Source organism: Methylophilus methylotrophus DSM 46235 = ATCC 53528, from assembly GCF_000378225.1.
Classification (GTDB): domain Bacteria; phylum Pseudomonadota; class Gammaproteobacteria; order Burkholderiales; family Methylophilaceae; genus Methylophilus; species Methylophilus methylotrophus.
This window is the reverse complement of the sequence record NZ_KB905141.1, coordinates 495,570-518,015: the sequence shown is the minus strand read 5'-3', so window position 1 is coordinate 518,015 and position 22,446 is coordinate 495,570. Positions and strand designations below refer to the sequence as shown.

Here is a 22,446-nt window from a genome sequence, read left to right as displayed (position 1 = left end):
TTTAGCAATAAAAAAGGGGCGTTAGCCCCTTTTTTATTGCCTGAGATTTATTTCTTGGTTTTATTCTGTTCGTTACGTTGCTTCAGCTTGGCACGCATTTCGTTTTTGCGACGACGCATGGTCACCAGGCCTTCGCCTTTTTTACGTTCATCCTCCTGTTTGTCGAACGGGTTCTCACCTTGGTGGTACTGCACGCGTAATGGTGTCCCTACCAGTTGGAAGGCCTTGCGGAAAACCCCTTCCAGGTAGCGGGTATAGCTGGCCTTGACGCCATCGACATGGTTCCCATGGACCACCACAATCGGCGGGTTGCTGCCGCCCTGGTGTGCATAGCGCAATTTAGGGCGGATGCCTTTACTAATCGGTGGCTGATGCTGTGTGGTGGCTTCACCGAGCACACGCGTCAGTTGTGGAGTGGCCAATTTGGCCATCGCGGCTTTAAACGCTACGTCGACTGAGCCCAGCAATTCATTCAGGCCTTTTTTACGTAGCGCTGAAATGTAGTGGAACTTGGCAAAGTCCAGGAATTGCAGTTTGCGGTCAATCTCACGCTTGATCCATTCCCGTTCATCATCCTGCAGCCCATCCCATTTGTTGATGGCCACCACCAGCGCGCGGCCAGCATCGACAATATAGGCAGCCACATGTGCATCCTGTTCGGTAATGCCTTCTTTAGCATCGACGACTAGGATCGCCACATTGGCATCTTCAATCGCCTGCATGGTTTTAATGACGGAAAATTTTTCTACGGCTTCGAATACCTTGCCGCGCTTGCGTACACCGGCGGTATCGATAATGGTGTATTGCTTGCCATTTTTTTCGAGTGAAATTTCAATCGAGTCACGCGTGGTACCGGGCTGGTCAAATGCAATCACACGGTCTTCACCCAGCAGAGCATTCACCAGCGTAGATTTACCGACATTCGGACGTCCAACGATGGCAATTCTCGGGGTGTCCTGGTTGGCGGGTTCAGGTGACTCAATTTCTTTATCGCTAATGGTTTCCAGTGCGAGCTCAATCAGGTCACGCACGCCTTCACCATGGGCAGATGAGATGGACAAGGGTTCACCCATGCCAAGCTCATGAAAATCGGCACTGACAATCGCCTTACGCATGCCTTCTGTTTTATTGACTGCCAGCAGCACAGGGCGTTGTGCCTTGCGCAGGGTTTGTGCAATGGTGAATTCCTGTGGGGTCAGGCCGGCACGGGCATCCACCAGGAAGATAATCACATCGGCTTCATCAATCGCCAGCAGGGTCTGCTTCGCCATTTCCTTGAGGATGCCTGTGTCTGCCGTTGGCTCGAAGCCACCGGTATCAATGACCAGGTAAGGTTGGCTTGCGCCTAAGCCGCGACCATAGTGACGGTCGCGGGTCAGGCCCGGCAAATCTGCAACCAGCGCATCGCGTGATTTGGTCAGACGATTAAATAATGTAGATTTGCCGACGTTAGGTCGGCCAACAAGGACAATGGTAGGTAACATTATTTATAAGTGACTGCGTAAAGGTGGCCGTCACGCGATTGCGCAAAGAATTGGTTGGCATTGCTGCCGGCAATCAGTGACATGATGGGTTTGGAGCCCAACTGCAAGCGACCAACAAAGCTGCCATCATCCTGGCTGAGTAAATGGATATAACCTTCGAGATCGCCCACGGCAACGATGTTGCTTAAAGGCAATGGCACGGTCAGGTTACGGTAGCCCAGATTACCCTGGCGCCAAAACGTTTTTCCGTTGCTGGCATCGAGTGAGTAAACGGAACCTATGGTATGGCTTAAGTAGATTTTGTTATTGTCCGCAGTCAGACCAACATAACTGGAAATGTCACGGTTCCAAACGATTTGCCCACGTTGGCGGTCAACCGCAGCCACTTTCCCCTGATACGCCACCACATACACCAATGGCCCATCAACGAACGGCAGGCTGGTAATGTCGGCAATCCGCTCGATTTCTGTGACGCCTTTAGGTTGTGCGACTGTGGCTTCCCAGATCAGTTTACCGTTGTCTGCTCTTATGGCAATCAGTTTTCCACCCGGGAACCCAGCATAGACTGCACCACTGTCAACCACAATACCGGCCTGTGTTTTCAGGGAGAGGGAAGGGGTTGCGCGCTCGTAAGACCACTTACGGCGGCCGTCTGCGGCATCTATACCGTAAATATGGTGGTCACTGGTGCGTACGATGACCGTGCCATCATAATAGCGTGGTTGCCCCTGAATTTCACTGCTCAGGATCGCACTCCACAGTTTTTTGCCGTTCAAATTTAAAGCGTACAAATGGCCTTTGCTGGTGCCAGCCAATACCAGGCCGCCACCCAAGCCCACACCACTGCTGATGGGCTCGCCAAGTTGGGTTTCCCAGACTTTTTTACCGGTTTCAGCTGACAGTTGCATCACGCTACCTTCAACATTGACGGCATAAATCAGGTTATCTGCCAGCACAGGTGTATAGCTAAAGCGACCAGCTTCGCCGACATCGGTAGACCATAGTACCCGCGTCTCATAGGACGACTTGATATCCTCCAGTTCAACAGGAGGGTTGGCTGGTTCTGCCCCAAAAATACTTTCGCTGAGGTTTGTTTTCACATCATTGAAAGCCGTGCATGCAGAAAGCCCGCTACCCAACAGGCATAAGGCGGCGAGCGTGACATGTTTGAGTGATTGCGACTGGTAGCGCAGGGCAGGGAAGTCAAACTTCATAGGTGGTTATCCCAGTGCGTCCAGTTTTTGCTGGGTCAGGTAAAAGAGTTTGCCTTCAGGGTCCAGGCCTGACAGTGCTTTGTTGTAAGCCTCTTTGGCTTCTTTTTCCTGCTTGTTGGCCATGTAGATATCGCCCAGTAAAGCATTCTTGATGCCGTCAAAGCCTTTGTCATCAATGGCTGCCAGAGTTTTTTTAGCATCGTCCAGCGCATTGCGTTCAATCTGCAAGCCCGCAATCTCAATCGCGGCCATGTGTTTAATCGCAGGCTCCTTGGCTTCAGCCAGCGCCCAGCGCAATTGTTTCTCGGCGGCTTCTGACTGTTTGGCTTCATGTAGGGCATGTGCTGCAAACAGTGCCGCACGGCCAGCATAAGGGGTCATGCTGTAATCTTTTTCAATAGCTTCAGCCTCTTTGCTGATTTGTTCGGCTTTTTTGCTGTCTACATCCAGCAATGACGTGCTCACCAGCGTTTGGTAAGCTGTTGAAGCTGCTGTGGCCTTGCTGTTCATCCAGGATTGATAACCCTGCCAGCCACCATATACCACCACTGCAGCAATCACCAGTCGCGTGACCAATTTACCATTTTTGTTCCACCAGGCTCTAAACTCGTCCAGTTGTTCCTGTTCTTCCAAATCGTATGCCATTGAATTTTCCTGCGTATTCTTATATGAGTTTTGTCGAGATTAAGCTGCTACTGCACGTAATCCATGGCCTGGAATCGCGCTAAGCAGTTGTTGGGTATATTTTTGTTGGGGAGCATTATAAATGGTTTCTACGCTTCCTTGCTCAATTACTTTGCCTTTTTGCATGACCAGTACCTCGTCCGCAATGTGCCTGACCACGCGTAAATCATGCGTGATAAAGAGGTAACTGAGCCCCATTTCCTGCTGCAATTGCTTGAGCAATAGCAGGATTTGCGCCTGTACAGAAACGTCCAGTGCCGAGACCGGCTCGTCGCATACCACCAGTTTGGGTTGCAATATCAGTGCACGCGCAATGCCTATACGCTGGCGTTGCCCGCCGGAAAACTGGTGCGGGTATTTATGTACATCCTCTGCCTTCAGCCCGACTTTTTCCAGCATTTGCACGACCATGTCCTGTTGCCGTGATTTGTTTCCGATACCGTGTATGACCAGGCCTTCAGCAATAATCTCACCGACCCGCATTCTGGGGTTCAGCGAAGCAAAAGGATCCTGGAATACCATCTGCATATGCCGGCGTGCGGAGCGCAGGGCAGGTTTATCCAGTGCCAGGAAATCCTGCCCATCGAATATCACTTCTCCGCTATCTAGCGGCAGCAGGCGCATAAGACCACGTGCCAGTGTCGACTTGCCGCTGCCAGATTCACCCACCACAGCTAGCGTGGTGCCTTTTTTCAGTGTCAGGCTGACATCGTCCAGCGCATGGATAGTTTGTGTGTTCAGGCCTAGGGTGCCAGTGCGCTGATGATAGGTTTTGTTCAGGTGACGTGCTTGCAGCAGGATATCGGACATGAAAGCTCCATCAGGCAGGCGTGAGCCAGTCATAACGCATGGGTTGCAATACTTTTTTGCCTTCGGCATCAGGCACACAGGCGAGCAGGGCACGCGTGTAAGGGTGCTGTGGTGATTGCAAGACCTGTTCAACACTGCCAGTTTCCACCACTTCACCCCTGAACATGACGATGACTTCATCGGCAATATCAGCCACCACACCGAAATCGTGCGTGATAAACAGCATGGCCATCTGCATTCGACTCTTCAATTCATCCAGCAGGCGTAATACTTGCGCCTGCACCGTCACATCCAGGGCTGTGGTTGGTTCATCCGCAATGAGTAAGGCTGGTTCGCAGGCAATACTCATGGCAATCATGACACGTTGACGCTGGCCGCCAGACAGCTCGTCCGGATAGCTATTTGCCCGCGCGGGATCTATCCCCACTTGCTCTAATAATGCAGCCACCTTTTGCTTGAGCGCCTGGCCTTTAAGCCCAAGGTGTGTTTGTAAAGGCTCGCCAATCTGGAAGCCTATGGTCAGCACCGGATTCAACGAGGTCATGGGCTCCTGGAAAATCATGGCCATTTGCCTGCCACGCAGATGCTGCATGGCAGCATCGTTAAACTGGCTGATATCTTGCCCCTGGAAGAACACGTGTCCTTGCATGCACAATTGTGGTGACAGCAGTTGCATGACACTGAGCGCGGTCAGGCTTTTGCCGCTGCCCGATTCGCCAACGATACAAGTGGTTTTTCCGCGTGCCAGCGTGAATGAGACATTGTTGACCAGTTTACGTTCTGGCGCACGGGCCGGTGTAATGGTCAGTTTTTCTAAACGCAGGATTTCGCTCATTCTATGCTGTACACCACGGTGACCACGACACGGGCAATTTTATCCACGGTGGATTTGTCATAAATGCCCCCATAGCTGTTATCACTGTCTTCGCCGCCGGTGGCAGGCAGGATATAAAACGCGCCCTGGCTGGCAGATTTCATGACGCCCACCTTGACGCCATCCTGTTTGACAAACTCGGTGGCACGCGTACGTGCATTTTTGGTGGCGTCGGCAATCAGCGACATTTTAACGGTTTCGAGATTGCTGACCAGGTATTCAGGTGGTTGCGAGGTCACCGGATGATTATCGGCGCGTAAGGTCAAGATCGCCTGGTTGGCTGCGGCGATTTTTTTGAGATCGGTGGTGCTGATATGCACACTCTGGTAGCCTTCAAAGCCACGCTGGACCTGGCGCGGACTATCATGGATATATTCTTCCTCGTAGTGAGGACCCAGGGTTTGTACGTCTATCGTTCGCATGCTTGAATCCAGGCCTTGCTGGTCAAGAAAATTTGCCAGGACGGCGCGTTCACGGTCTATGGCACGCAGGGTTTCAGCTTGTGTAGGCGCAACCACGCCAATATTAATCGTCCATTGCGCACGGTCAGCCTTGACCGGTTTTTCCGCCAGGCCTTTGACGGTGATGGACTGCTGGCTGGAAACAGCGTGTTTGGCCTGCACACCCAGAATAAAGGCTGCGGATGCCATGCCCACAGCCAGTAACAGGCCCAGGGCCGTCATGGCATTAAAAAAATGATTTTGCTCTGACATCTGGCCTCCTGTCACGGGTAGCAATTAGCTGCAATGAACGATGCCCAATACCTGGTCAAGTTTAACACGTACCTGCTCGCCCTGGCCCAGCATGGGTTTCAGGCTGAGTTCATCAGCAGCGGCTTCATCATCGCCTAGAATAGCGGCAAATCTGGCACCACTGCGATCTGCTTTTTTCATTTGTGACTTGAAGCTGCCACCACCGGCATGCAACACCACATTAAGCCCCATGCTACGCAGGCTTTCGGCCACAGTAAAGGCTTTTTGTTCTGCCAGCTCACCCACGTTCACCAGGTAAAGGTCGGGCTGGTTGCTCGCGGTGACGCCATATTCCTGCATCAGCAGGAACACGCGCTCGAGGCCAATGCCAAAACCACAAGCTGGAGTGGCACTGCCGCCAATGCGCTCTACCAGAGTGTCATAGCGGCCGCCACCGGCAATGGTGCCCTGGGCACCCAGTTTGGTGGTGACCCATTCAAATACGGTACGGTTGTAATAATCCAGGCCGCGCACCAAGCGGTGATTAATTACATAAGTAATCCCAGCCTGGTCGAGCAGGGCACACAAGCGCGCGAAGTGCTGTTTGGAGGCGTCACTGAGGCAATCCATGAGTTTTGGCGCAGCTTCGCATATGGCCTGCATACGTGGGTTTTTTGTATCGAGAATACGCAGGGGATTGCTGTGCAGACGGCGTTTGGCGTCCTCATCCAGCAAGTCTGCATGCTGTTCAAAGTAAGTAATCAAGGTCTGGCGGTATTGCGCACGCTCATCTGCATCACCAATACTGTTTAACTGTAATTCAACATCTTCAATGCCCAGCGATTGCCACAAGCGGGCCAGCATGACGATTTGTTCGGCATCCACGTCCGGCCCATCAAAGCCAAACGCTTCCACGCCAATCTGGTGAAACTGGCGCTGACGGCCTTTCTGCACGTTTTCGTGGCGGAACATGGGGCCCATATACCATAAGCGCTGTGGGCCATTGTAAGTCAGGTTGTGCTCAACCACGGCGCGTACACAACCCGCGGTGCCTTCCGGGCGCAGGGTCAGTTTGTCGCCGTTAAGCTTGTCTTCCCAGGCATACATTTCTTTTTCAACGATATCTGTATGCTCACCCACACTGCGTACAAACAATTCGGTGGGCTCCACCAACGGCATGCGGATATTGTTGTAGCCATACTGGCCCAAGATGCTGCGTGCAGTATCTTCGAGTTTGAACCAGAGTGGGGTGGCTTCGGGCAAGATGTCGTAGAAGCCTTTAATGGATTGGAATTTTTGCGTCATAAACTAAATAGCAAGTATAGGGATTACGCCAGGCTTGGCTGCGTGCAGCTTGCCACCTTCTGCGTAATGCGTACGGACATACTCGTCCACGATCTGTTGAAACTCTTCGGCAATGTGGTCACCTTTAAGCGTGACGGTTTTCTCGCCATCGACAAACACCGGGGCCACGGGGACTTCACCTGTGCCTGGCAGACTGATCCCAATATTGGCCAATTTGGATTCACCTGGCCCGTTGACTACGCAGCCCATGACGGCGACATTGAGCGTTTCCACGCCAGGATATTGGCTGCGCCAGACGGGCATCTGGTTACGTAACCAGGTTTGGATTTGCAAGGCTAGTTCCTGGAAATAGGTGCTGGTGGTGCGACCACAGCCAGGGCAGGCGGTGACCAGCGGGGTGAATGAGCGTATGCCCATGGTTTGCAGAATTTCCTGCGCCACGACCACTTCTTTGGTGCGTGACTCCGTTGGTTCTGGTGTCAGGGAGACACGTATGGTATCGCCTATGCCCTGTTGCAGCAAAATCGCCAACGCGGCGGTAGAGGCCACCACGCCCTTGGAACCCATGCCCGCTTCGGTCAGGCCCAGATGTAACGGGTAGTCACAGCGATTGCCCAGCTCCTGGTAGACCAGCACCAGGTCCTGCACATTGCTGACCTTGCATGAAATAATGATCTGGTTGGGGCTTAAGCCTAAATCCACCGCTTGCTGTGCACTTTCGAGTGCCGACTGAATCAGCGCTTCACGCATGAGTGCATCCGCAGACAGAGGGTTGGCTGACTTACCGTTGTCATCCATCATTTGTGCCATTTTGGCCTGGTCCAGGCTGCCCCAGTTCACGCCTATGCGCACCGCTTTTTGATACTGGATGGCGGCTTCGATCATTGCAGCGAATTGTTCGTCACGCTTGCTGCCTTTGCCAACATTGCCTGGATTAATGCGGTATTTGGCCAGTGCTTGTGCGCACTCAGGGTAGGCTTGCAATAGCTTGTGGCCATTGTAATGAAAGTCACCTACCAATGGCACCGGGCAGCCAAGTGCATCTAGCCCTTTGCGGATAGTACCTACCTGTGCCGCGGCCTCCGGGCTATTCACCGTGATGCGTACTACCTCGGAACCAGCTTGCCACAATTGATAGACTTGCGCGATAGTGGCTTGTGCATCGGCAGTGTCTGTATTGGTCATGCTTTGTACGACCACAGGGGAGACCGTTGTGCCATTCAGTCCGCCACCGACTGCCACGTGGCCAACCATCACTTGAAGGGTGTTTCTACGGGATAGCATGATTGATTATTTCAGTTGAATGCGCGCGACGCGGCCACGGGTGGCTTGCGTTAAATCGTAAGGCTGGTTATCAATGGTTAACTGCGTACCTGCAGCGTGACCAACGGTGATATTCACCGGTTTTTCGGTGAGCACCTGGCGCTCTGAGCCCGCAGGCAGCACTTCACTGAAGACTTTCTTGCCCTGCATGTCTTCGATACGAACCCATGAATCTTCACTCACCTTAAACTGCAGATTGGCTTTTTGCGGGTCGGTCGCTTTAATGGTTGTGCTTTCCGCTGCCTGTGTCGTGGCTGGTGTTGGCGTACTGACGATAGTACTTTCATTAACCATGCTCGCAGGCTGGGCCGGGGTGACTTCACTGCTCGTATTTGGTGTTTGCGTATCTGTATTATTGGTCTGGGCATCAGCACCATTGACACCCACATTTTCTGTGCCGGTGGACGCGGGCTCGGTGACAGGGGGCGGCGGTGTTGGATCTGCAGGCATGGCAATTTCCTGCTGTGTGGCGTCACTGATTTCACCCACATCAAGTGCCAGCGATGCATCTTTCAAGGCTTGTGGCTTGATATGATTCACATAGAAATAGGCAGCAATGCCTGCCAGAATCAGGAAAATAAGCAGGGTAAGCAAGCGTTGTGGACGAAATGCAGGCGTTGGCTGGTCAATGACCGAAGGGCTGGCATTGGAGCGCACGCTCAAGGGCAACGGAGCTTTGTTAGGGACAATGCGTTGATAGGCTTCCAGGATAGGCTGCACATCAATATTGAGTAATCGGGCATAGTTGCGGATAAAACCGCGCACAATACTGGGTTGTGGCAACTTATCAAAGTCATCTTGTTCTATTGCCTGAATTTGTTTAACACCCAACCTCAATTGACTGCAAACCTCATGGATGCTCAAGCCCTGTGCCTCGCGAGCTGCTTTCAAGACATTGCCGCAACCAGACCCTAAGGCAATAGCCGTGGTCGCTGGCTGTGACGCGCTTTCCATGGCCATGGCTGCACCATATTCTTCAGGGTTGTCTATTCGTTCAGGCTGCGTTTCCGGCATATGAGCATCTGCAGACGCAAACATGGTTTCCAGCGGGTGACTGTTATTTTCGGCCATGCTTTCAGGCGTGATCTGATTGCTTGTCGAGGACGTAATGTCCGCCTTGCGCTTACGGCCACGCCTGGGTTTGTCTACCGCTTCTGACGGTGTGGGGTTGACGTTGGTTTTGTCTTCTGACGTCACTCGCATTTACTCCATATTTTGCAATTGTTTGGTTTCAATGGCGTTAGGGAACAATTTATGCAACTGGACACTATAGTAGGTAGCGTCATCAGTCATATGCAATGACCGGCAAATTCGCACGGCCAATAATAATGACTCCGGTGTAGGAGCAATGTTCACGCTGTTTTGCAAGGTGTTCAATGCCAGCGCCGGTTCGCCACGTGAAAACTGCAGGTTAGCCAGCTGGTATGCACTGGCATGTGCCAGCGGGTCTATCTGCAAAGCCTGGAAAAAGTAATTCTCCGCTTGTGTTTTTTGTTGGGCACGCAGTGCACAAACGCCAGCGTTATAAAGCGCTACCTGTGGAGTTTTGTATAGCGGATTCTTCACTGCCAGGGCAAATTCTTTTTGCGAGGCTTCAAATTTACCCTGGTCGCACAAGAATCTGCCATAGTTATTATGCGATTCAGAGTTTGTTGGTTGCAACTGTATGGAGCGTTTAAAAGCCTCTTCGGCACGTGCCTGATCACCGAGGGTGGCATATACCAGGCCCAGGCCATTATAGGCGAGGGCATAGCTTGGGCTGCGTTCAATAGCCGTGTTGAACTCTTCAAGGGCTACCTCGTAACGCTTAAGGCGAAAGTATTCTGCACCAAGCTCGGTGTGTACGCGTGCAGATTCAACGTCACCGGTTTCTCGGCCGATCGGTTGCTGTTCGTATGGCGAATTGTTATTTGCGGAAGGGTTTTGCGCACAACCAGTCATCCACAACGCTGTCGTCAGGGCAAGCATGACTGCGGATGGCTTGAAAAAGGTTGATTTCATGGCTTACTGTTCCGGGTGTATCGCAATGGTTTTTTCTGTACGTCTGGTTTTATCCAAGACCTTGCCGGCCAGCTGACCACACGCGGCATCAATGTCGTCACCACGTGTTTTGCGTACCGTCACGACAAAGCCAGCCTGAATTAACATATCACGAAACGCGCGTACCTGCATGGGTTTGGAGGTGCCGTAACCGCTGTTGGGGAAGGGGTTAAAGGGAATCAGGTTAAATTTGCATGGTACATCGCGCACGATATTGATTAATTGTTTGGCATGTTCCAGCGTGTCATTGACGCCATCCAGCATCACATATTCAAACGTGACAAAATCACGTGGTGCTTTGACCAGGTAGCGCTCACAAGCGGCCATGAGGTCTTTGATTGGGTACTTTTTGTTGATAGGCACGATTTCATCGCGAAGCGCGTCATTGGGCGCGTGCAGGGAAACAGCTAACGCCACTGGGCAGTCTTCCTTCAGTCTGTCCATCGCAGGCACCATGCCGCTAGTCGACAAGGTAACACGGCGGCGGCTCAGGCCATAGGCACTGTCATCCAGCATGATCTGCATGGCGGTTACCACATTGTCATAGTTAGCCAATGGCTCACCCATGCCCATCATGACCACATTGGAAATGATGCGCTCACCGGGTGGCAGCAAGTCGTAACCGGGGGCTTGGCGCAGAGAGTGGTTGGCAATCCACAATTGTCCGATAATTTCGGAAACGTTTAAGTTACGGTTAAACCCCTGGCGACCGGTGCTGCAAAACGTGCACTCCAAGGCGCAGCCCACTTGGCTGGAAATACACAGCGTACCGCGGTCATCTTCAGGAATAAAGACGGTTTCCACACTATTGGAGGTGCCGTCCTTTAAGTTGTTTGTGCCAATCAGCCACTTACGCGTGCCATCGTCAGACACTTGCTCCAGCTGCACCTCTGGCAAGGTAAATTCGGTTTCCTGGCGCAATTTTTCGCGCAAGGTTTTGGCAATATCAGTCATCTGCTCGAGGTCTAACACCCCGAAGTGATGCATCCAGCGCATCAATTGCTTGGCGCGAAAAGGCTTCTCGCCGAGACTGGAAAAGTACTCGGCGAGTTGCGGTTGGTTGAAATTCAGTAAGTTAACCAAGTAAATTCCTGATTCGGTATCAATTTAAGCGTCTTTAAAGTGACGAAGATTGATTAACCGAAGAAGTATTTGATTTCGATGGCTGCATTTTCCAGTGAGTCGGAACCGTGCACTGCGTTTGCATCAATGCTGTCAGCGAAGTCAGCGCGAATCGTGCCTGGTGCTGCGTCTTTAGGGTTGGTTGCACCCATCAGTTCACGGTTTTTCAACACTGCGTTTTCACCTTCCAGGGCCTGGATCATTACCGGACCGGAGATCATGAACTTCACCAGGTCATTGAAGAAAGGGCGCTCTTTGTGTACTGCGTAGAAGCCTTCAGCTTCAGCTTGGGACAGTTGAACCATTTTAGCGGCAACGATTTTCAAACCGGCATTTTCAAAACGGGTATAGATTTGACCAATCACGTTTTTTGCAACGGCGTCTGGTTTGATAATGCTGAGTGTACGCTCTAAAGCCATGAGAACTCCAAAATAAATGAATTAACAAGAAAAACAAACGACTATTCTACTATTTTTAACGTGATTGATAAACCTTGATAGTCGCTTGATGATGTGATTGGTTTAAATAACAGGCATTCATTGCTTTATTTTTTTTATCTAGAGAGGATAGTTGTTTTATGATGTGATGGTTTGCAACGATCACAAGCGCATACGTACTGAATATGGGTGATTAAAAACGAGAGACAAGCCATGACTAATCAAGAACACATCATGCATACTTGCCCGGCCTGCGGCTTGCTATGTGACGATATCACGGGGGAAGCCATTGCCAAGCAGCAATTTTCCTGTGGCAAAGCCGCAAAATTCTATGCGCGGACCACAAGCGGTGCCCAACCCCAAGTAGGTGGCAAGAATGTTCCGCTAGAGGATGCGGTAAAGGCAGCCGCCGGGTTGCTCAATCAAGCCGAAGCACCGCTGGTTGCAGGGAGTAGTACTGATGTGCACGGAGCACGTGCCCTCGTGAACCTGGCACAGCATACAGGGGCGGCGATGACACATCTGAATGCTAGCAGCACCTTACGCAACATGAAAGTGTTGCAACATCGCGGCTGGCAGACCACCACACTGACTGAGGTGCGGAACCGTGCGGATGTCATCCTCATGATAGGGACGGATGTCGTGACGCATAACGCACGTTTCTTTGAGCGTGTGGTATGGGTCAATGACGCCATGTTTACCGAGCCTGCTGCGCGTAAGGTGATTTATCTGGGCGGTGACAAACTCAATACCAAGCCTGGTGTTGCACCAGATGGACGTGCACCTGAAGTCATTGAATGTGCTTCTGAACATTTGCCAGAAGTGATGGCAACCTTGCGTGCCCTGGTGATGGGAAAACCAGTCACGGCGGACACCGTTGCTGGTGTCGCTGTGAGTCGCTTGAAAGCCGTGGCCGAGACGTTGAAAGCCGCCCAATATGCGACCTTGGTCTGGGTCTCTAAAGATTTGCATTACGACCATGCTGAACTCACCATTGAAAATATTACTGAAACCGTAGTCGCGCTAAACCAGAAAAGCCGTGCCATGGGCTTGTCGCTAGGCGGTAGTGACGGAGATACCAGTGTCAACTATGCGCATACCTGGCTTAATGGCGTGATTATCGACGCGCCAGAATGGGAAAGCCATGATGCGGTGGTGTGGGTCAATAGTTACAGCCCAGATGCCATGCCGCCTGCAGGTACTTCGCCCGTGATTATATTGGGTGCGCCTGATAGCAAGTTTGAAACCGCGCCCGCCGTGTTTATCCCGGTAGCCACGCCAGGGCTGGATGGCAATGGCCAGCAGTTCCGTGTCGATGGTTCGGTAACGCTACCGTTGATTGCCGCCAAACCTTCTGATTTACCTACGCTGACGCAAGTGGTGGCGATGATACAAGCTCAACTACAAGGAGATTTGGCATGATTACGCTACTCAAAAATGCCAAAGTGATAGACCCCGCCCATAACAAGGATGGCGTGGTGCAAGATATTTATATCCGTGATGGCCGCATTATTGCTAAACCTGCCGACAGTGAGAAAATCGGTCAGATATATGACCTCAATGGCAAAATCGTGATGGCCGGTGCGATTGATATGCATAGCCATATTGGTGGCGGTAAAGTGAATATTGCGCGTATGCTGTTGCCGGAATACCAGGCCATGCGCAAGTTGGAGGAGCCAGAAGCTCACATCTGCGGTGCCAATTGCAGCCATCATGCCACACCAAATACTACCGATACGGGTATGCGCTATATCGAGATGGGATATACCGCCGCCTTTGAACCGGCCATCCTTGCTGTCAATGCGCGTCAGGCCCATATGGAAATGGGTGACACGCCCATGATCGACAAAGGCGGCTATGCCATGTTGGGTAATGATGATTACCTGCTACGTTTGCTAAGCCAGAATGCCGACCAGAAAACCATTAATGACTATGTGGCCTGGACACTGCATGCCACGCAGACCATAGGTATCAAGGTAGTGAATCCAGGTGGCATTTCTGCGTTTAAATTCAACGAGCGTCGCCAGGATCTGGATCAACTGCACAGTTACTACAACATCACCCCACGCCGCATTTTGCAGGCATTGAGCCGGGCCGTGAATGAAATTGGGATTGCCAAACCGTTACATGTGCACTGCAACAATCTGGGTGTGGCTGGTAACTTCCAGACCACGCTGGATACCATGGGCGCCAGCGATGGCTTGCCCATGCATTTGACGCATATCCAGTTTCATAGCTACGGCACCGAGGGCGATAAGAAGTTTTCTTCTGCCGCGGCCAATATTGCCGAGGCCATCAACAACAACAAGCATATCACTGCCGATGTCGGCCAGATTCTGTTCGGCCAGACCGTGACAGCTTCGGGCGATAACATGATGCAGCATTTAAATGCCAAAGTCGCCAACCCGAAAAAGTCGGTGATTATGGACATTGAATGTGATGCCGGTTGTGGCGTGGTGCCTTTCAAATACCGCGATGAAAATTACGTCAACGCCTTGCAATGGGCGATTGGCCTGGAAGTGTTCTTGAGTGTAGACGATCCATGGCGCGTGTTCCTGACCACAGACCATCCCAATGGGGCACCATTTACCAGCTATCCGCACCTGATCCGTTTGCTGATGGACAAATCTTTCCGTAATGATGCATTTGATAAATTGAACCTGGATGCGCAGGCCATGAGTAACCTGAAGTCACTGGATCGCGAATACAGCCTGTATGAGATCGTCACCATGACTCGCTCAGCGCCAGCAAAATTGATTGGCTTGCAAGACCGTGGTCACTTAGGTGTAGGCGCAGCTGCAGATATCACCGTTTACACTGATCAGGCTGACAAAGAGGCGATGTTTGCCAAGCCAGACTTGGTGTTTAAAGATGGCGAACTGGTCGTTAAAGAAGGCAAGGTCGTGAAAGTGGTGTGGGGCGCAACCCATACGGCCAAACCTGCCTTTGATAACAGTGTGGAAAAAGACATCAAACAATATTTTGACCGCTACCACACCATGCAAATGCAAAACTTCAAAATCAGCAATGACCATATTGCGGAAGATGGCCGCAATCATGTGATTAATCATGCGCAGGGATAATTATGATTATTAATGGAGTAGAGATCGATGATACCTTTGCCGAAGCATTCAATATGCGCGGCACACGTATCCTGATTACCGCGCAAAACCTGCGCTGGGCGTATAACGCCGCCAATGCCATGACTGGCTTTGCCACCAGCGTAATTGGCTGTGGGGTAGAGGCTGGCATAGAACGTGAGTTGAGCGAGGACGAAACCCCCGATGGCCGTCCAGGCGTCAGTGTGCTGATGTTTGCCATGGGCAGCAAGGTGCTGATGCAGCAGCTTGAAACACGCATGGGCCAATGCATTTTGACGTGCCCCACCGCGGCTGCGTTTGCGGGTATCGAGTCTGAAGACATGATTAGCCTCGGCAAGCATTTGCGATTTTTTGGCGATGGCTACCAGGTGTCCAAGCAAATTCCGGATGCCAACGGCAAACTCAAACGCTACTGGCGTATCCCGGTGATGGATGGTGAATTTTTAACTGAAGAAACCACTGGGATGGTGCGCGCCATTGGTGGCGGTAACTTCCTGGTGCTGGGGGCCAGCCAGGCGCAAGTGCTCACCGCCTGTGAAGCGGCGATCGACGCCATGCGCAAATTGCCCAATGTGATTATGCCTTTCCCGGGCGGGGTGGTGCGTTCCGGCTCCAAGGTTGGCAGCAAGTACCCTAAAATGTTTGCCAGTACCAATGATGCGTTCTGCCCGACCCTAAAAGGGGTCGTGAAAAGCGAACTGGATCCACGCGTGGAAAGCGTGATGGAAATTGTCGTCAACGGACTGACGTTTGAAGATATTGCGGTTTCTATGAAGGCAGGCATCGAAGCGGCTTGTAGCCTGGGTAAAGACAATGGCATCCTGCGCATTTCTGCTGGTAACTACGGCGGCAAGCTGGGCCAGCATCATTTTAAATTACGCCCAATTTTAAGCGGGGAGGTGACCGCATGAGCCATATTGTTTTAACCGCCAAACCAGTCTCTCGCACAGTCGATTGCCGTGCCTTGTTGCCGCTGGCCTTACAGGGTAAGACTGTCGCCGAAATAGCAGCGATCAAATTGGCCGCTAACCTGAGTGTCTCGGATGCATTTGAGGTCAGTCTAGACTCAGCCACAGAGGCACTTAAGCTGACTTTTAAAAACACGACTTCTTCGCACCAATATATCGGTTTCGGCATGACGACTGGTCAGCTGGTGGTGGAAGGGGATGTGGGTGACTTTTTAGGTGCGCAACTGCAAAATGGCGTGCTGATCTGCAAGGGCAACGCCGGTGCGCGAGCGGGCGACCGTATGCGCAGAGGCATGCTACTGATTGAAGGCAATGCAGGTGATTATTGTGGCTCTGACATGATGGCGGGTACGCTGGGTGTGCTAGGCAGCACAGGTGCACACCTGGGTTATGGCATGAAGCGCGGGACGCTATTATTGGCCCAGACACCTGCGCCACAAGCGACCTGGATAGACTGCGGTTTCCACAAACTGCCTTTCCTCAATATTTTGTATAAATCCTTCAAGCTGCTCGATAGCCGCTTTGCGCAGATCAGCAGCCAGCGTGTGCAACGCTGGATGGGCGATATGGGCGGCCTGGGCAAAGCTGAAATCCTGGTCATCCAGTCTTAGCTGCCAGATTTAGCAAGTCGAGATCAACGGGCCTGGTGCCCGTTTTTCTTTTTGCATCAGTAGCTTACAGTGGTAAAATCGCACTTTTGAAATTAAAGCTGTCTTCACATGAGTCAATACCTCACCGCTGCCCTCTACAAATTCGTCACGCTGGATGACTATAAAGAATTGCAACAACCGATTTTAGAGACTTGCCAGAAACATCAGATTAAAGGCACGTTGCTGCTAGCCCATGAAGGCATTAATGGCACCATTGCCGGAAAACCGGAAGATATCCGCGCTGTGCTTGCCTATTTACGTCAGGACCCGCGCCTGGCTGATCTGGAACATAAGGAGTCTTGGGCAGACAGCCACCCGTTTTACCGCATGAAGGTCAAACTCAAAAAAGAGATCGTCACCATGGGTGTGCCTGAGGTCGATCCCAACCTGGTGGTGGGTACTTATGTGAAGCCTGAGGACTGGAACGCTATTATCTCAGACCCGGATGTGATTGTGCTGGATACACGCAATGATTACGAGGTGCATATCGGGACATTTAAAGGCGCGGTAGACCCTAAAACCACGACTTTCCGAGAGTTTCCTCAATATGTCGCGGAAAATCTGGATAAAACCAAACATAAAAAAGTCGCCATGTTCTGTACCGGTGGTATCCGCTGTGAAAAAGCCTCGTCTTACATGAAGCAACAGGGTTTTGAAGAGGTTTACCACCTGCAAGGCGGTATTCTCAAATATCTTGAAACCGTGCCCAAAGAGCAAAGTCTGTGGGAAGGCGATTGTTTTGTGTTTGACCAGCGTGTAGCGGTTAAACATGGCCTCGAAGTGGGGGATCACGACCAATGCTACGCCTGCCGTATGCCACTCACAAAACAGGAAATGCAGAGCGAACAATACGAAGCGGGCATTTCTTGCCCATATTGCTTTGACAAACTCTCAGCCGAGAAAAAAGAATCTCTGCGGGAGCGGCAAAAACAGGTAAAGTTAGCCAGAATGCGGGGTAAACAGCATATCGGTGAACAGAACTAATTCTGAATGTCTAACACGCCGTTACATCATTAAGATCAAAAGCCAATCTAAAAAGATTGGCTTTTTCTTTTCTATGTTCAGTTGATGTTTGACCACACTGAAAAATCCGGGATCAAATCACATCCAGCGGGCTAGCGACACCACGTCCGCCCGTGTTCACCACTTTTGTATACAGTCTGGTTGTACTTTCATTCGCGTGCCCCATTAACTGTTGAACGGTTTTAATCTCTTGCCCGCCTTCCAGTAAATGCGTGGCAAAACTGTCGCGGAAGGCATTCGGCGTCACCATTTTCTTAATACCGGCTTGTGTAACCACCTTTTTAACAGCACGTTGTATGGGTTTTTCGTCGGCATGATGCCTATGCACCAAGCCGGATTGCTGTTCCACCGACAACCTGCTGGATGGAAACACATACTGCCACTGCCAGTCTTTTCCTGCATCTGGATATTTTTTAGCCAGTTCTGGCGGCATCCATACTTTACCAAAGCCTTTGCTCAAATCTTCATTGTGCAAGGCCTGCACGTTTTGCAAATGCATTTTTAATGGTTCAACCAGACTGGCAGGGAGCAGAGTGATACGGTTTTTATGACCATTGGTATCCCGCACAAAAATCTCCAGCCTGGCAAAATCAATATCCACCACACGTAAACGCAAGCACTCCATCACCCTTAAACCGCTGCCATACAACAGGCTTACTATCAGCCATGCAGTGCCATCTAAACTGGAAAGAATTGCCTGCACCTCCTGTTTGCTCAGCACTACAGGTAACTTTTTTTGCACCTTAATTTTGGTCACGTTTTCTAAAGCAGGTAACGCTTGCTCAAGCACCACATCATACAAAAAGAATAACGCGCTCTTTGCCTGGTTCTGCGTGCTGGCCGAGACCTTTTTCTCTACAGCCAAATGGTTTAAAAATGCCTCTACTTCAGTTGCTCCCATTTCACGTGGATGCCGCTTGCTGTGAAATAAAATATAGCGTTTAATCCACTGTATATAAGCCTCTTCGGTACGTTTGCTGTAATGCTTCACCCGCAAACGCTCGACAATCAAAGGAAAAAGCTTTGGAGCAGGTTTTACTTGTGATGTGCTTTCCATAGACAATCCCTTTTTTAGGTGTAATATAAAAACACAAACTATTAATTTATTGATGATAAATCATTTTTACAAATTTATATACTTCATACTTAATAAAATTTTAGGTTCTTTTTTGAGGTCTAATTAATCTTAGGTATTAAGGTGAACTATGACTTTTGACGAAGAGCATGCACTATAAACCTACAAATCATTAATTGGGTTTGGCACTGAGACTTTGAAAGCCATGCAACTCTTAAACGGTGGAGCAATCGTTGCTCTGCTGGCTTATTGGGCGTGGATGATCTTGAACGGTCGTTACAGTTCTATCGTGATGGTTTGGACTTTGAAACCGATGGTATTGTGGGCCAGGCATTTGAACATGGTGCCGTGGTGTTTATCCAGCTCTCTTCTGCTTTAAAACTCGCCCTGTGGCCGCGTGCAAGCATTAGCCATGATACTGGTTTGACATTGGGGCCTGCGAGCGCGACGGAGTTTACCTTGGGGCACAATGTGTCTTCAGCAGCCGAGGTAGACCAGGTGATGTTGCAAGCCCAGTCTGCCGGGGGCAATATTGTAAAGCCAGCCCACGAGACTTTTTGGGGTGGTTATGCAGGCTATTTCCAGGATCCGGATGGACATTTGTGGGAGATGGTCTGGAACCCGGCCTGGGTGGCAGAATAGTGTTGCTCAGCGTGAGCGAAATCATCATTTTCAGGATATCAAACTATGTCTAACCTTAGCGTCACAGAAATCAAGGCCTTTGTGCCCTCCAAGAATTTTGAGGTGTCTAAACAGTTATACAAAGACATGGGTTTTACCATGGCCTCAGAAGGGGGCGGCGTGGCTTATTTCCACTTTGCGCATGTGAGTTTCTTGTTGCAGGATTTTTGTGCAGAAAACCTGGCGGAGAATTTTATGATGCATTTGCTGGTGCAGGATGTAGACGCCTGGTGGGCGCACATTGAGCAAAGTGATCTTGTTCGTCGATATAGCGTCAAAATCTGGCCGATCCAGCTGCAAAGCTGGGGCATGCGTGATTTCTGTATCACCGATCCCTCTGGCGTGTTGTGGCGGATTGGGCAAAATGTCGATTGATGGCAGATTAATCTGGACGAGCACGTTTTCCTGGACACCATGATGGTTTATTAAACTTAAGCGAGTAGAGGATGGCATACCAACAACTTGCATACCTCCATTTGGCCACAATCGTGCCAGCATTTCTAGTCGGAAGTGTGCTGCTTGCTAGCAGAAAAGGCACTTCTGACCATAGGATTCTAGGAAAAATCTATCTATTGCTCATGGTCTTCACCGGATTGATCACTCTTTTGATGCCAGCCCAAGTGGGCCCGCAGGTGTTGGGTCATTTCGGATTCATTCATGCTTTTAGCTTGCTCACGCTTTATTCTGCGCCCGCTGCTTATTTTGCTGCCCGCCATGGCAATATTAAGGCTCATCGTGGTTATATGATAGGCCTGTATATTGGCGGCATTTTAATCGCCGGGGCATTTGCTTTTGCACCGGGGCGAATGCTTCATCATCTGCTGCTCGGCATCGGCTAGAGTAGCAGTTGGCCTTTCGCTGCATCACGGATTGACCGTGTAATGAAAAACGTCCGTCGCCACGGAATGGCAGGTTTGAAAAAAACAAAAGTTAAGGGGAGGGTGATGGCGAATCAATGGTTTTTCTGGGCAATCCTTTCTGCCTGTTTTGCTGCGCTGACGGCTATTTTTGCCAAAGTGGGCGTGCAGGGCGTGGATTCTGATTTTGCCACCTTGATTCGGACAGTGCTTATTTCGCTGGTGCTGGCGCCGTTTGTCTGGCTGGCGGGTAAATGGAGCAATCCATTGAGTTTGCCGCCTCGTTCACTAACGTTTCTTGGCTTGTCTGCATTGGCAACAGGCGCTTCGTGGTTATGCTATTTTCGGGCATTGCAGATGGGGGAGGCCTCGAAAGTGGCGCCAGTGGATAAGTTCAGCCTGGTATTGGTGGCAGTATTTGCCTGGCTGTTTCTTGGCGAGCGTTTGGAGGCGCGCGAATGGTTTGGTTTTGCTTTGGTTGCCACAGGGGTGATGGTGTTGGCAATCAAGCGCTGAGGTAGTCATGTGCATGACTCAAACAGGCTATTGCCAAGCCAATAGTTTGCTTTAAAAATACCTCTGGGTATCTCAAGTAATCAGGCCCCGTCAGGGGCTTTTTTTATGACCTCGAATTTGTCGCATTTGGTGTGGTCGTTACTTAAGTCAAGCCATGACGGCTAAGGTCAGGAAAATTAAGGATGAATAACAGTCACTTTAGCAGGGTGTTTATCGTCGTGATGTCTGTTTGGTTGGCAGGGTGTTGTGGCATTGAGCCAACGACGATTACGCAACAGGTCACGCCACCTGCCACCCCAACCGCTGCGCAGGTCAAATCAGCTTCGGGAGCAGTGTTACATGTGATTGGCGTATACCAGGGTGCCTTGCCTGAAGTAGCCGACAAGCGGCCTTGGTGGGCACAATGCCAGGCTGCGAGGCAGTCAACTGGCAGCACAGAGCCTCTGTCGCCTGCTGAATGCCAGCCATTTATTAATGCGAGTAGGGAGCAACGTACGGTAACGGTGAATGTCAGTGATGATTCTTCACCCATTATTCTGGGCTTAATGGCTTATGAACCGGTGACCTGGCACATTAAAACCACACCAGGCGTCGTTATCCAGAAAGTGATTCTGACGGGATACCATCAGCAAGATATTGTGGGTACCGGTGAGGCACAGGTGGATGTGTATAGTTACAACAACAGTCCTTGTGATCGTTGTGTGCAAAAGGGGCGCTACTTTTACTCTTATGAACGTGTGCCCAGGGAGATGGAACTGGCCGCTGGCGTCCGGGCCAGTTCTTTTCAAGGCAACTATACCGGAGGCACTTACCAGGTTTTCAAGGGCATGCTTTAGGGCCTGTTAACGCTATTTTAGTTGCCGCTGCTGGAGAGCATTTATTCGTTTCGCAAGGCGGAAAGAGTCGCAGGAATAGATTTGGCGCAGCTGGCTACATAAGACAACGTAGCGAAGCGAATCAATGATTCCAGCCCGCAGGGTTACCTCTGTCATCAGCGCTCTCCGCGTTGTTCGGCGCTTGTTGGGAATCACCAAACTGCGCTTCTCTCGCCTTGATAGCACTGATGACAGAGGCAACATCGACAATTGAAATAGCGTTAACAGGCCCTAGCTAGATTAATGGTAAAGTGTGGCCTTGTTGACTATCAAGGTTGGGGCTAAGTGTGCTGCGTGGATTGATTTATGGCTTGAGTATTTTGCATATCGGGCCCGGTTTTTCTTTTGCCGTGGTTGCGTTCGGTTGTGATGGCAATGCGTCTTCGGCTGGATTGGAAAGCATTTGCCAGCAGGATACTTTTGCCGCTTTTATCAAGTTAACTCTGGCGGCATGGGGTGTGATGATCACGCTATTAATGCTGAAAATAATAATTACAAATTACATTAATAAAAATAAATAACCAATTAATTATAATCATATAATTAACAATTAAATTCTTAATTCTAAACTTTTCCCAAATGCGGGACTCGAAAAATAAAAAATAGCTAAGGGAGTTTAATTTGTCTTATCTGAACCAGCGACGTTCTGTCGCGTCGCTTGCCCGTTTTCTCATTCAATCCGTTTTTATCCTTTGTTGTAGTCATGGATTACACA

General features: G+C 50.6%; 24 protein-coding genes. 11 read left to right on the top strand and 13 right to left on the bottom strand.

What is annotated here, in order from left to right; translation table 11 throughout:
• Window positions 1–47: 47 nt before the first annotated feature.
• From der to ndk, 12 genes are read right to left on the bottom strand one after another with little or no spacing between them, the layout of a single operon-like run.
• The gene (der, locus tag F463_RS0102435; RefSeq protein WP_018985457.1) at window positions 48–1,484 is read right to left on the bottom strand and encodes a ribosome biogenesis GTPase Der; all 1,437 of its coding nucleotides are present in this window, start codon (window positions 1,482–1,484) and stop codon (window positions 48–50) included.
• Window positions 1,484–2,698: an outer membrane protein assembly factor BamB gene (gene bamB / locus F463_RS0102430; RefSeq protein WP_018985456.1), complete on the bottom strand. Its 1,215-nt coding sequence runs from the start codon at window positions 2,696–2,698 to the stop codon at window positions 1,484–1,486. Before bamB ends, der begins: the two co-directional genes overlap by 1 nt.
• Before the next feature lie 6 nt (window positions 2,699–2,704).
• Window positions 2,705–3,343 carry a YfgM family protein gene (locus F463_RS0102425; RefSeq protein WP_018985455.1) on the bottom strand — a complete coding sequence of 213 codons (639 nt, stop codon included), beginning with the start codon at window positions 3,341–3,343 and terminating at the stop codon, window positions 2,705–2,707.
• Between the two features lie 39 nt (window positions 3,344–3,382).
• Window positions 3,383–4,192, bottom strand: a complete 810-nt coding sequence (locus tag F463_RS14695; RefSeq protein ID WP_081620794.1) for an ATP-binding cassette domain-containing protein — start codon at window positions 4,190–4,192, stop codon at window positions 3,383–3,385.
• 10 nt (window positions 4,193–4,202) lie between these two features.
• On the bottom strand, window positions 4,203–5,027 hold the full coding sequence (locus F463_RS14690; RefSeq protein ID WP_018985453.1) for an ABC transporter ATP-binding protein: 825 nt from the start codon (window positions 5,025–5,027) through the stop codon (window positions 4,203–4,205).
• Window positions 5,024–5,779 (bottom strand): SIMPL domain-containing protein, encoded by a 756-nt coding sequence (locus F463_RS0102410; protein ID WP_018985452.1) that lies wholly within the window; start codon window positions 5,777–5,779, stop codon window positions 5,024–5,026. The genes F463_RS14690 and F463_RS0102410 overlap by 4 nt, the downstream gene beginning before the upstream one ends.
• A 24-nt stretch (window positions 5,780–5,803) precedes the next feature.
• Window positions 5,804–7,063, bottom strand: coding sequence for a histidine--tRNA ligase (hisS, locus tag F463_RS0102405; RefSeq protein ID WP_018985451.1), 1,260 nt, complete (start codon window positions 7,061–7,063; stop codon window positions 5,804–5,806).
• 3 nt (window positions 7,064–7,066) lie between these two features.
• On the bottom strand, window positions 7,067–8,347 hold the full coding sequence (ispG, locus tag F463_RS0102400; RefSeq protein ID WP_026295235.1) for a flavodoxin-dependent (E)-4-hydroxy-3-methylbut-2-enyl-diphosphate synthase: 1,281 nt from the start codon (window positions 8,345–8,347) through the stop codon (window positions 7,067–7,069).
• Between the two features lie 6 nt (window positions 8,348–8,353).
• Window positions 8,354–9,589: a helix-turn-helix domain-containing protein gene (locus F463_RS0102395; RefSeq protein WP_018985449.1), complete on the bottom strand. Its 1,236-nt coding sequence runs from the start codon at window positions 9,587–9,589 to the stop codon at window positions 8,354–8,356.
• The gene (gene pilW / locus F463_RS0102390; RefSeq protein WP_018985448.1) at window positions 9,590–10,387 is read right to left on the bottom strand and encodes a type IV pilus biogenesis/stability protein PilW; all 798 of its coding nucleotides are present in this window, start codon (window positions 10,385–10,387) and stop codon (window positions 9,590–9,592) included.
• 3 nt (window positions 10,388–10,390) lie between these two features.
• On the bottom strand, window positions 10,391–11,509 hold the full coding sequence (gene rlmN, locus F463_RS0102385) for a dual-specificity RNA methyltransferase RlmN (RefSeq protein WP_018985447.1): 1,119 nt from the start codon (window positions 11,507–11,509) through the stop codon (window positions 10,391–10,393).
• Window positions 11,510–11,562: 53 nt separating this feature from the next.
• Window positions 11,563–11,967: a nucleoside-diphosphate kinase gene (gene ndk / locus F463_RS0102380; RefSeq protein WP_018985446.1), complete on the bottom strand. Its 405-nt coding sequence runs from the start codon at window positions 11,965–11,967 to the stop codon at window positions 11,563–11,565.
• Between the two features lie 231 nt (window positions 11,968–12,198).
• On the opposite strand from ndk, the gene F463_RS0102375 reads away from it, so the two are divergent.
• The 5 genes from F463_RS0102375 to trhO all read left to right on the top strand — a co-directional run bounded on the left by F463_RS0102375 (window position 12,199) and on the right by trhO (window position 17,688).
• Window positions 12,199–13,407: a molybdopterin-binding domain-containing protein gene (locus F463_RS0102375; protein WP_026295234.1), complete on the top strand. Its 1,209-nt coding sequence runs from the start codon at window positions 12,199–12,201 to the stop codon at window positions 13,405–13,407.
• Window positions 13,404–15,068: a formylmethanofuran dehydrogenase subunit A gene (locus tag F463_RS0102370; protein ID WP_018985444.1), complete on the top strand. Its 1,665-nt coding sequence runs from the start codon at window positions 13,404–13,406 to the stop codon at window positions 15,066–15,068. The genes F463_RS0102375 and F463_RS0102370 overlap by 4 nt, the downstream gene beginning before the upstream one ends.
• Window positions 15,069–15,070: 2 nt before the next feature.
• Window positions 15,071–15,997, top strand: a complete 927-nt coding sequence (fhcD, locus tag F463_RS0102365; RefSeq protein WP_018985443.1) for a formylmethanofuran--tetrahydromethanopterin N-formyltransferase — start codon at window positions 15,071–15,073, stop codon at window positions 15,995–15,997.
• Window positions 15,994–16,665, top strand: coding sequence for a GltB/FmdC/FwdC-like GXGXG domain-containing protein (locus F463_RS0102360; RefSeq protein WP_018985442.1), 672 nt, complete (start codon window positions 15,994–15,996; stop codon window positions 16,663–16,665). The genes fhcD and F463_RS0102360 overlap by 4 nt, the downstream gene beginning before the upstream one ends.
• Before the next feature lie 108 nt (window positions 16,666–16,773).
• Entirely contained in the window at window positions 16,774–17,688 is a 915-nt protein-coding gene (gene trhO, locus F463_RS0102355) for an oxygen-dependent tRNA uridine(34) hydroxylase TrhO (RefSeq protein ID WP_018985441.1), read from the top strand.
• A gap of 112 nt (window positions 17,689–17,800) precedes the next feature.
• Here trhO and F463_RS0102350 read toward each other — a convergent pair whose 3' ends face one another.
• Window positions 17,801–18,784: an integron integrase gene (locus tag F463_RS0102350; RefSeq protein WP_018985440.1), complete on the bottom strand. Its 984-nt coding sequence runs from the start codon at window positions 18,782–18,784 to the stop codon at window positions 17,801–17,803.
• 273 nt (window positions 18,785–19,057) lie between these two features.
• On the opposite strand from F463_RS0102350, the gene F463_RS0102345 reads away from it, so the two are divergent.
• From F463_RS0102345 to F463_RS0102320, 6 genes are all read left to right on the top strand, one after another.
• Window positions 19,058–19,444 (top strand): VOC family protein, encoded by a 387-nt coding sequence (locus F463_RS0102345; RefSeq protein WP_018985439.1) that lies wholly within the window; start codon window positions 19,058–19,060, stop codon window positions 19,442–19,444.
• A gap of 45 nt (window positions 19,445–19,489) precedes the next feature.
• A complete protein-coding gene (locus F463_RS0102340) occupies window positions 19,490–19,858 on the top strand; it encodes a VOC family protein (RefSeq protein ID WP_018985438.1) in 369 nt (122 codons plus the stop codon).
• A 71-nt stretch (window positions 19,859–19,929) separates the two neighbouring features.
• On the top strand, window positions 19,930–20,322 hold the full coding sequence (locus F463_RS0102335; RefSeq protein WP_026295232.1) for a DUF2306 domain-containing protein: 393 nt from the start codon (window positions 19,930–19,932) through the stop codon (window positions 20,320–20,322).
• Window positions 20,323–20,427: 105 nt separating this feature from the next.
• The gene (locus F463_RS0102330; RefSeq protein WP_026295231.1) at window positions 20,428–20,856 is read left to right on the top strand and encodes an EamA family transporter; all 429 of its coding nucleotides are present in this window, start codon (window positions 20,428–20,430) and stop codon (window positions 20,854–20,856) included.
• A gap of 182 nt (window positions 20,857–21,038) precedes the next feature.
• A complete protein-coding gene (locus F463_RS0102325; RefSeq protein ID WP_018985435.1) occupies window positions 21,039–21,692 on the top strand; it encodes a hypothetical protein in 654 nt (217 codons plus the stop codon).
• A 326-nt stretch (window positions 21,693–22,018) separates the two neighbouring features.
• Window positions 22,019–22,252 (top strand): hypothetical protein, encoded by a 234-nt coding sequence (locus F463_RS0102320; protein ID WP_018985434.1) that lies wholly within the window; start codon window positions 22,019–22,021, stop codon window positions 22,250–22,252.
• Window positions 22,253–22,446: the final 194 nt, after the last annotated feature.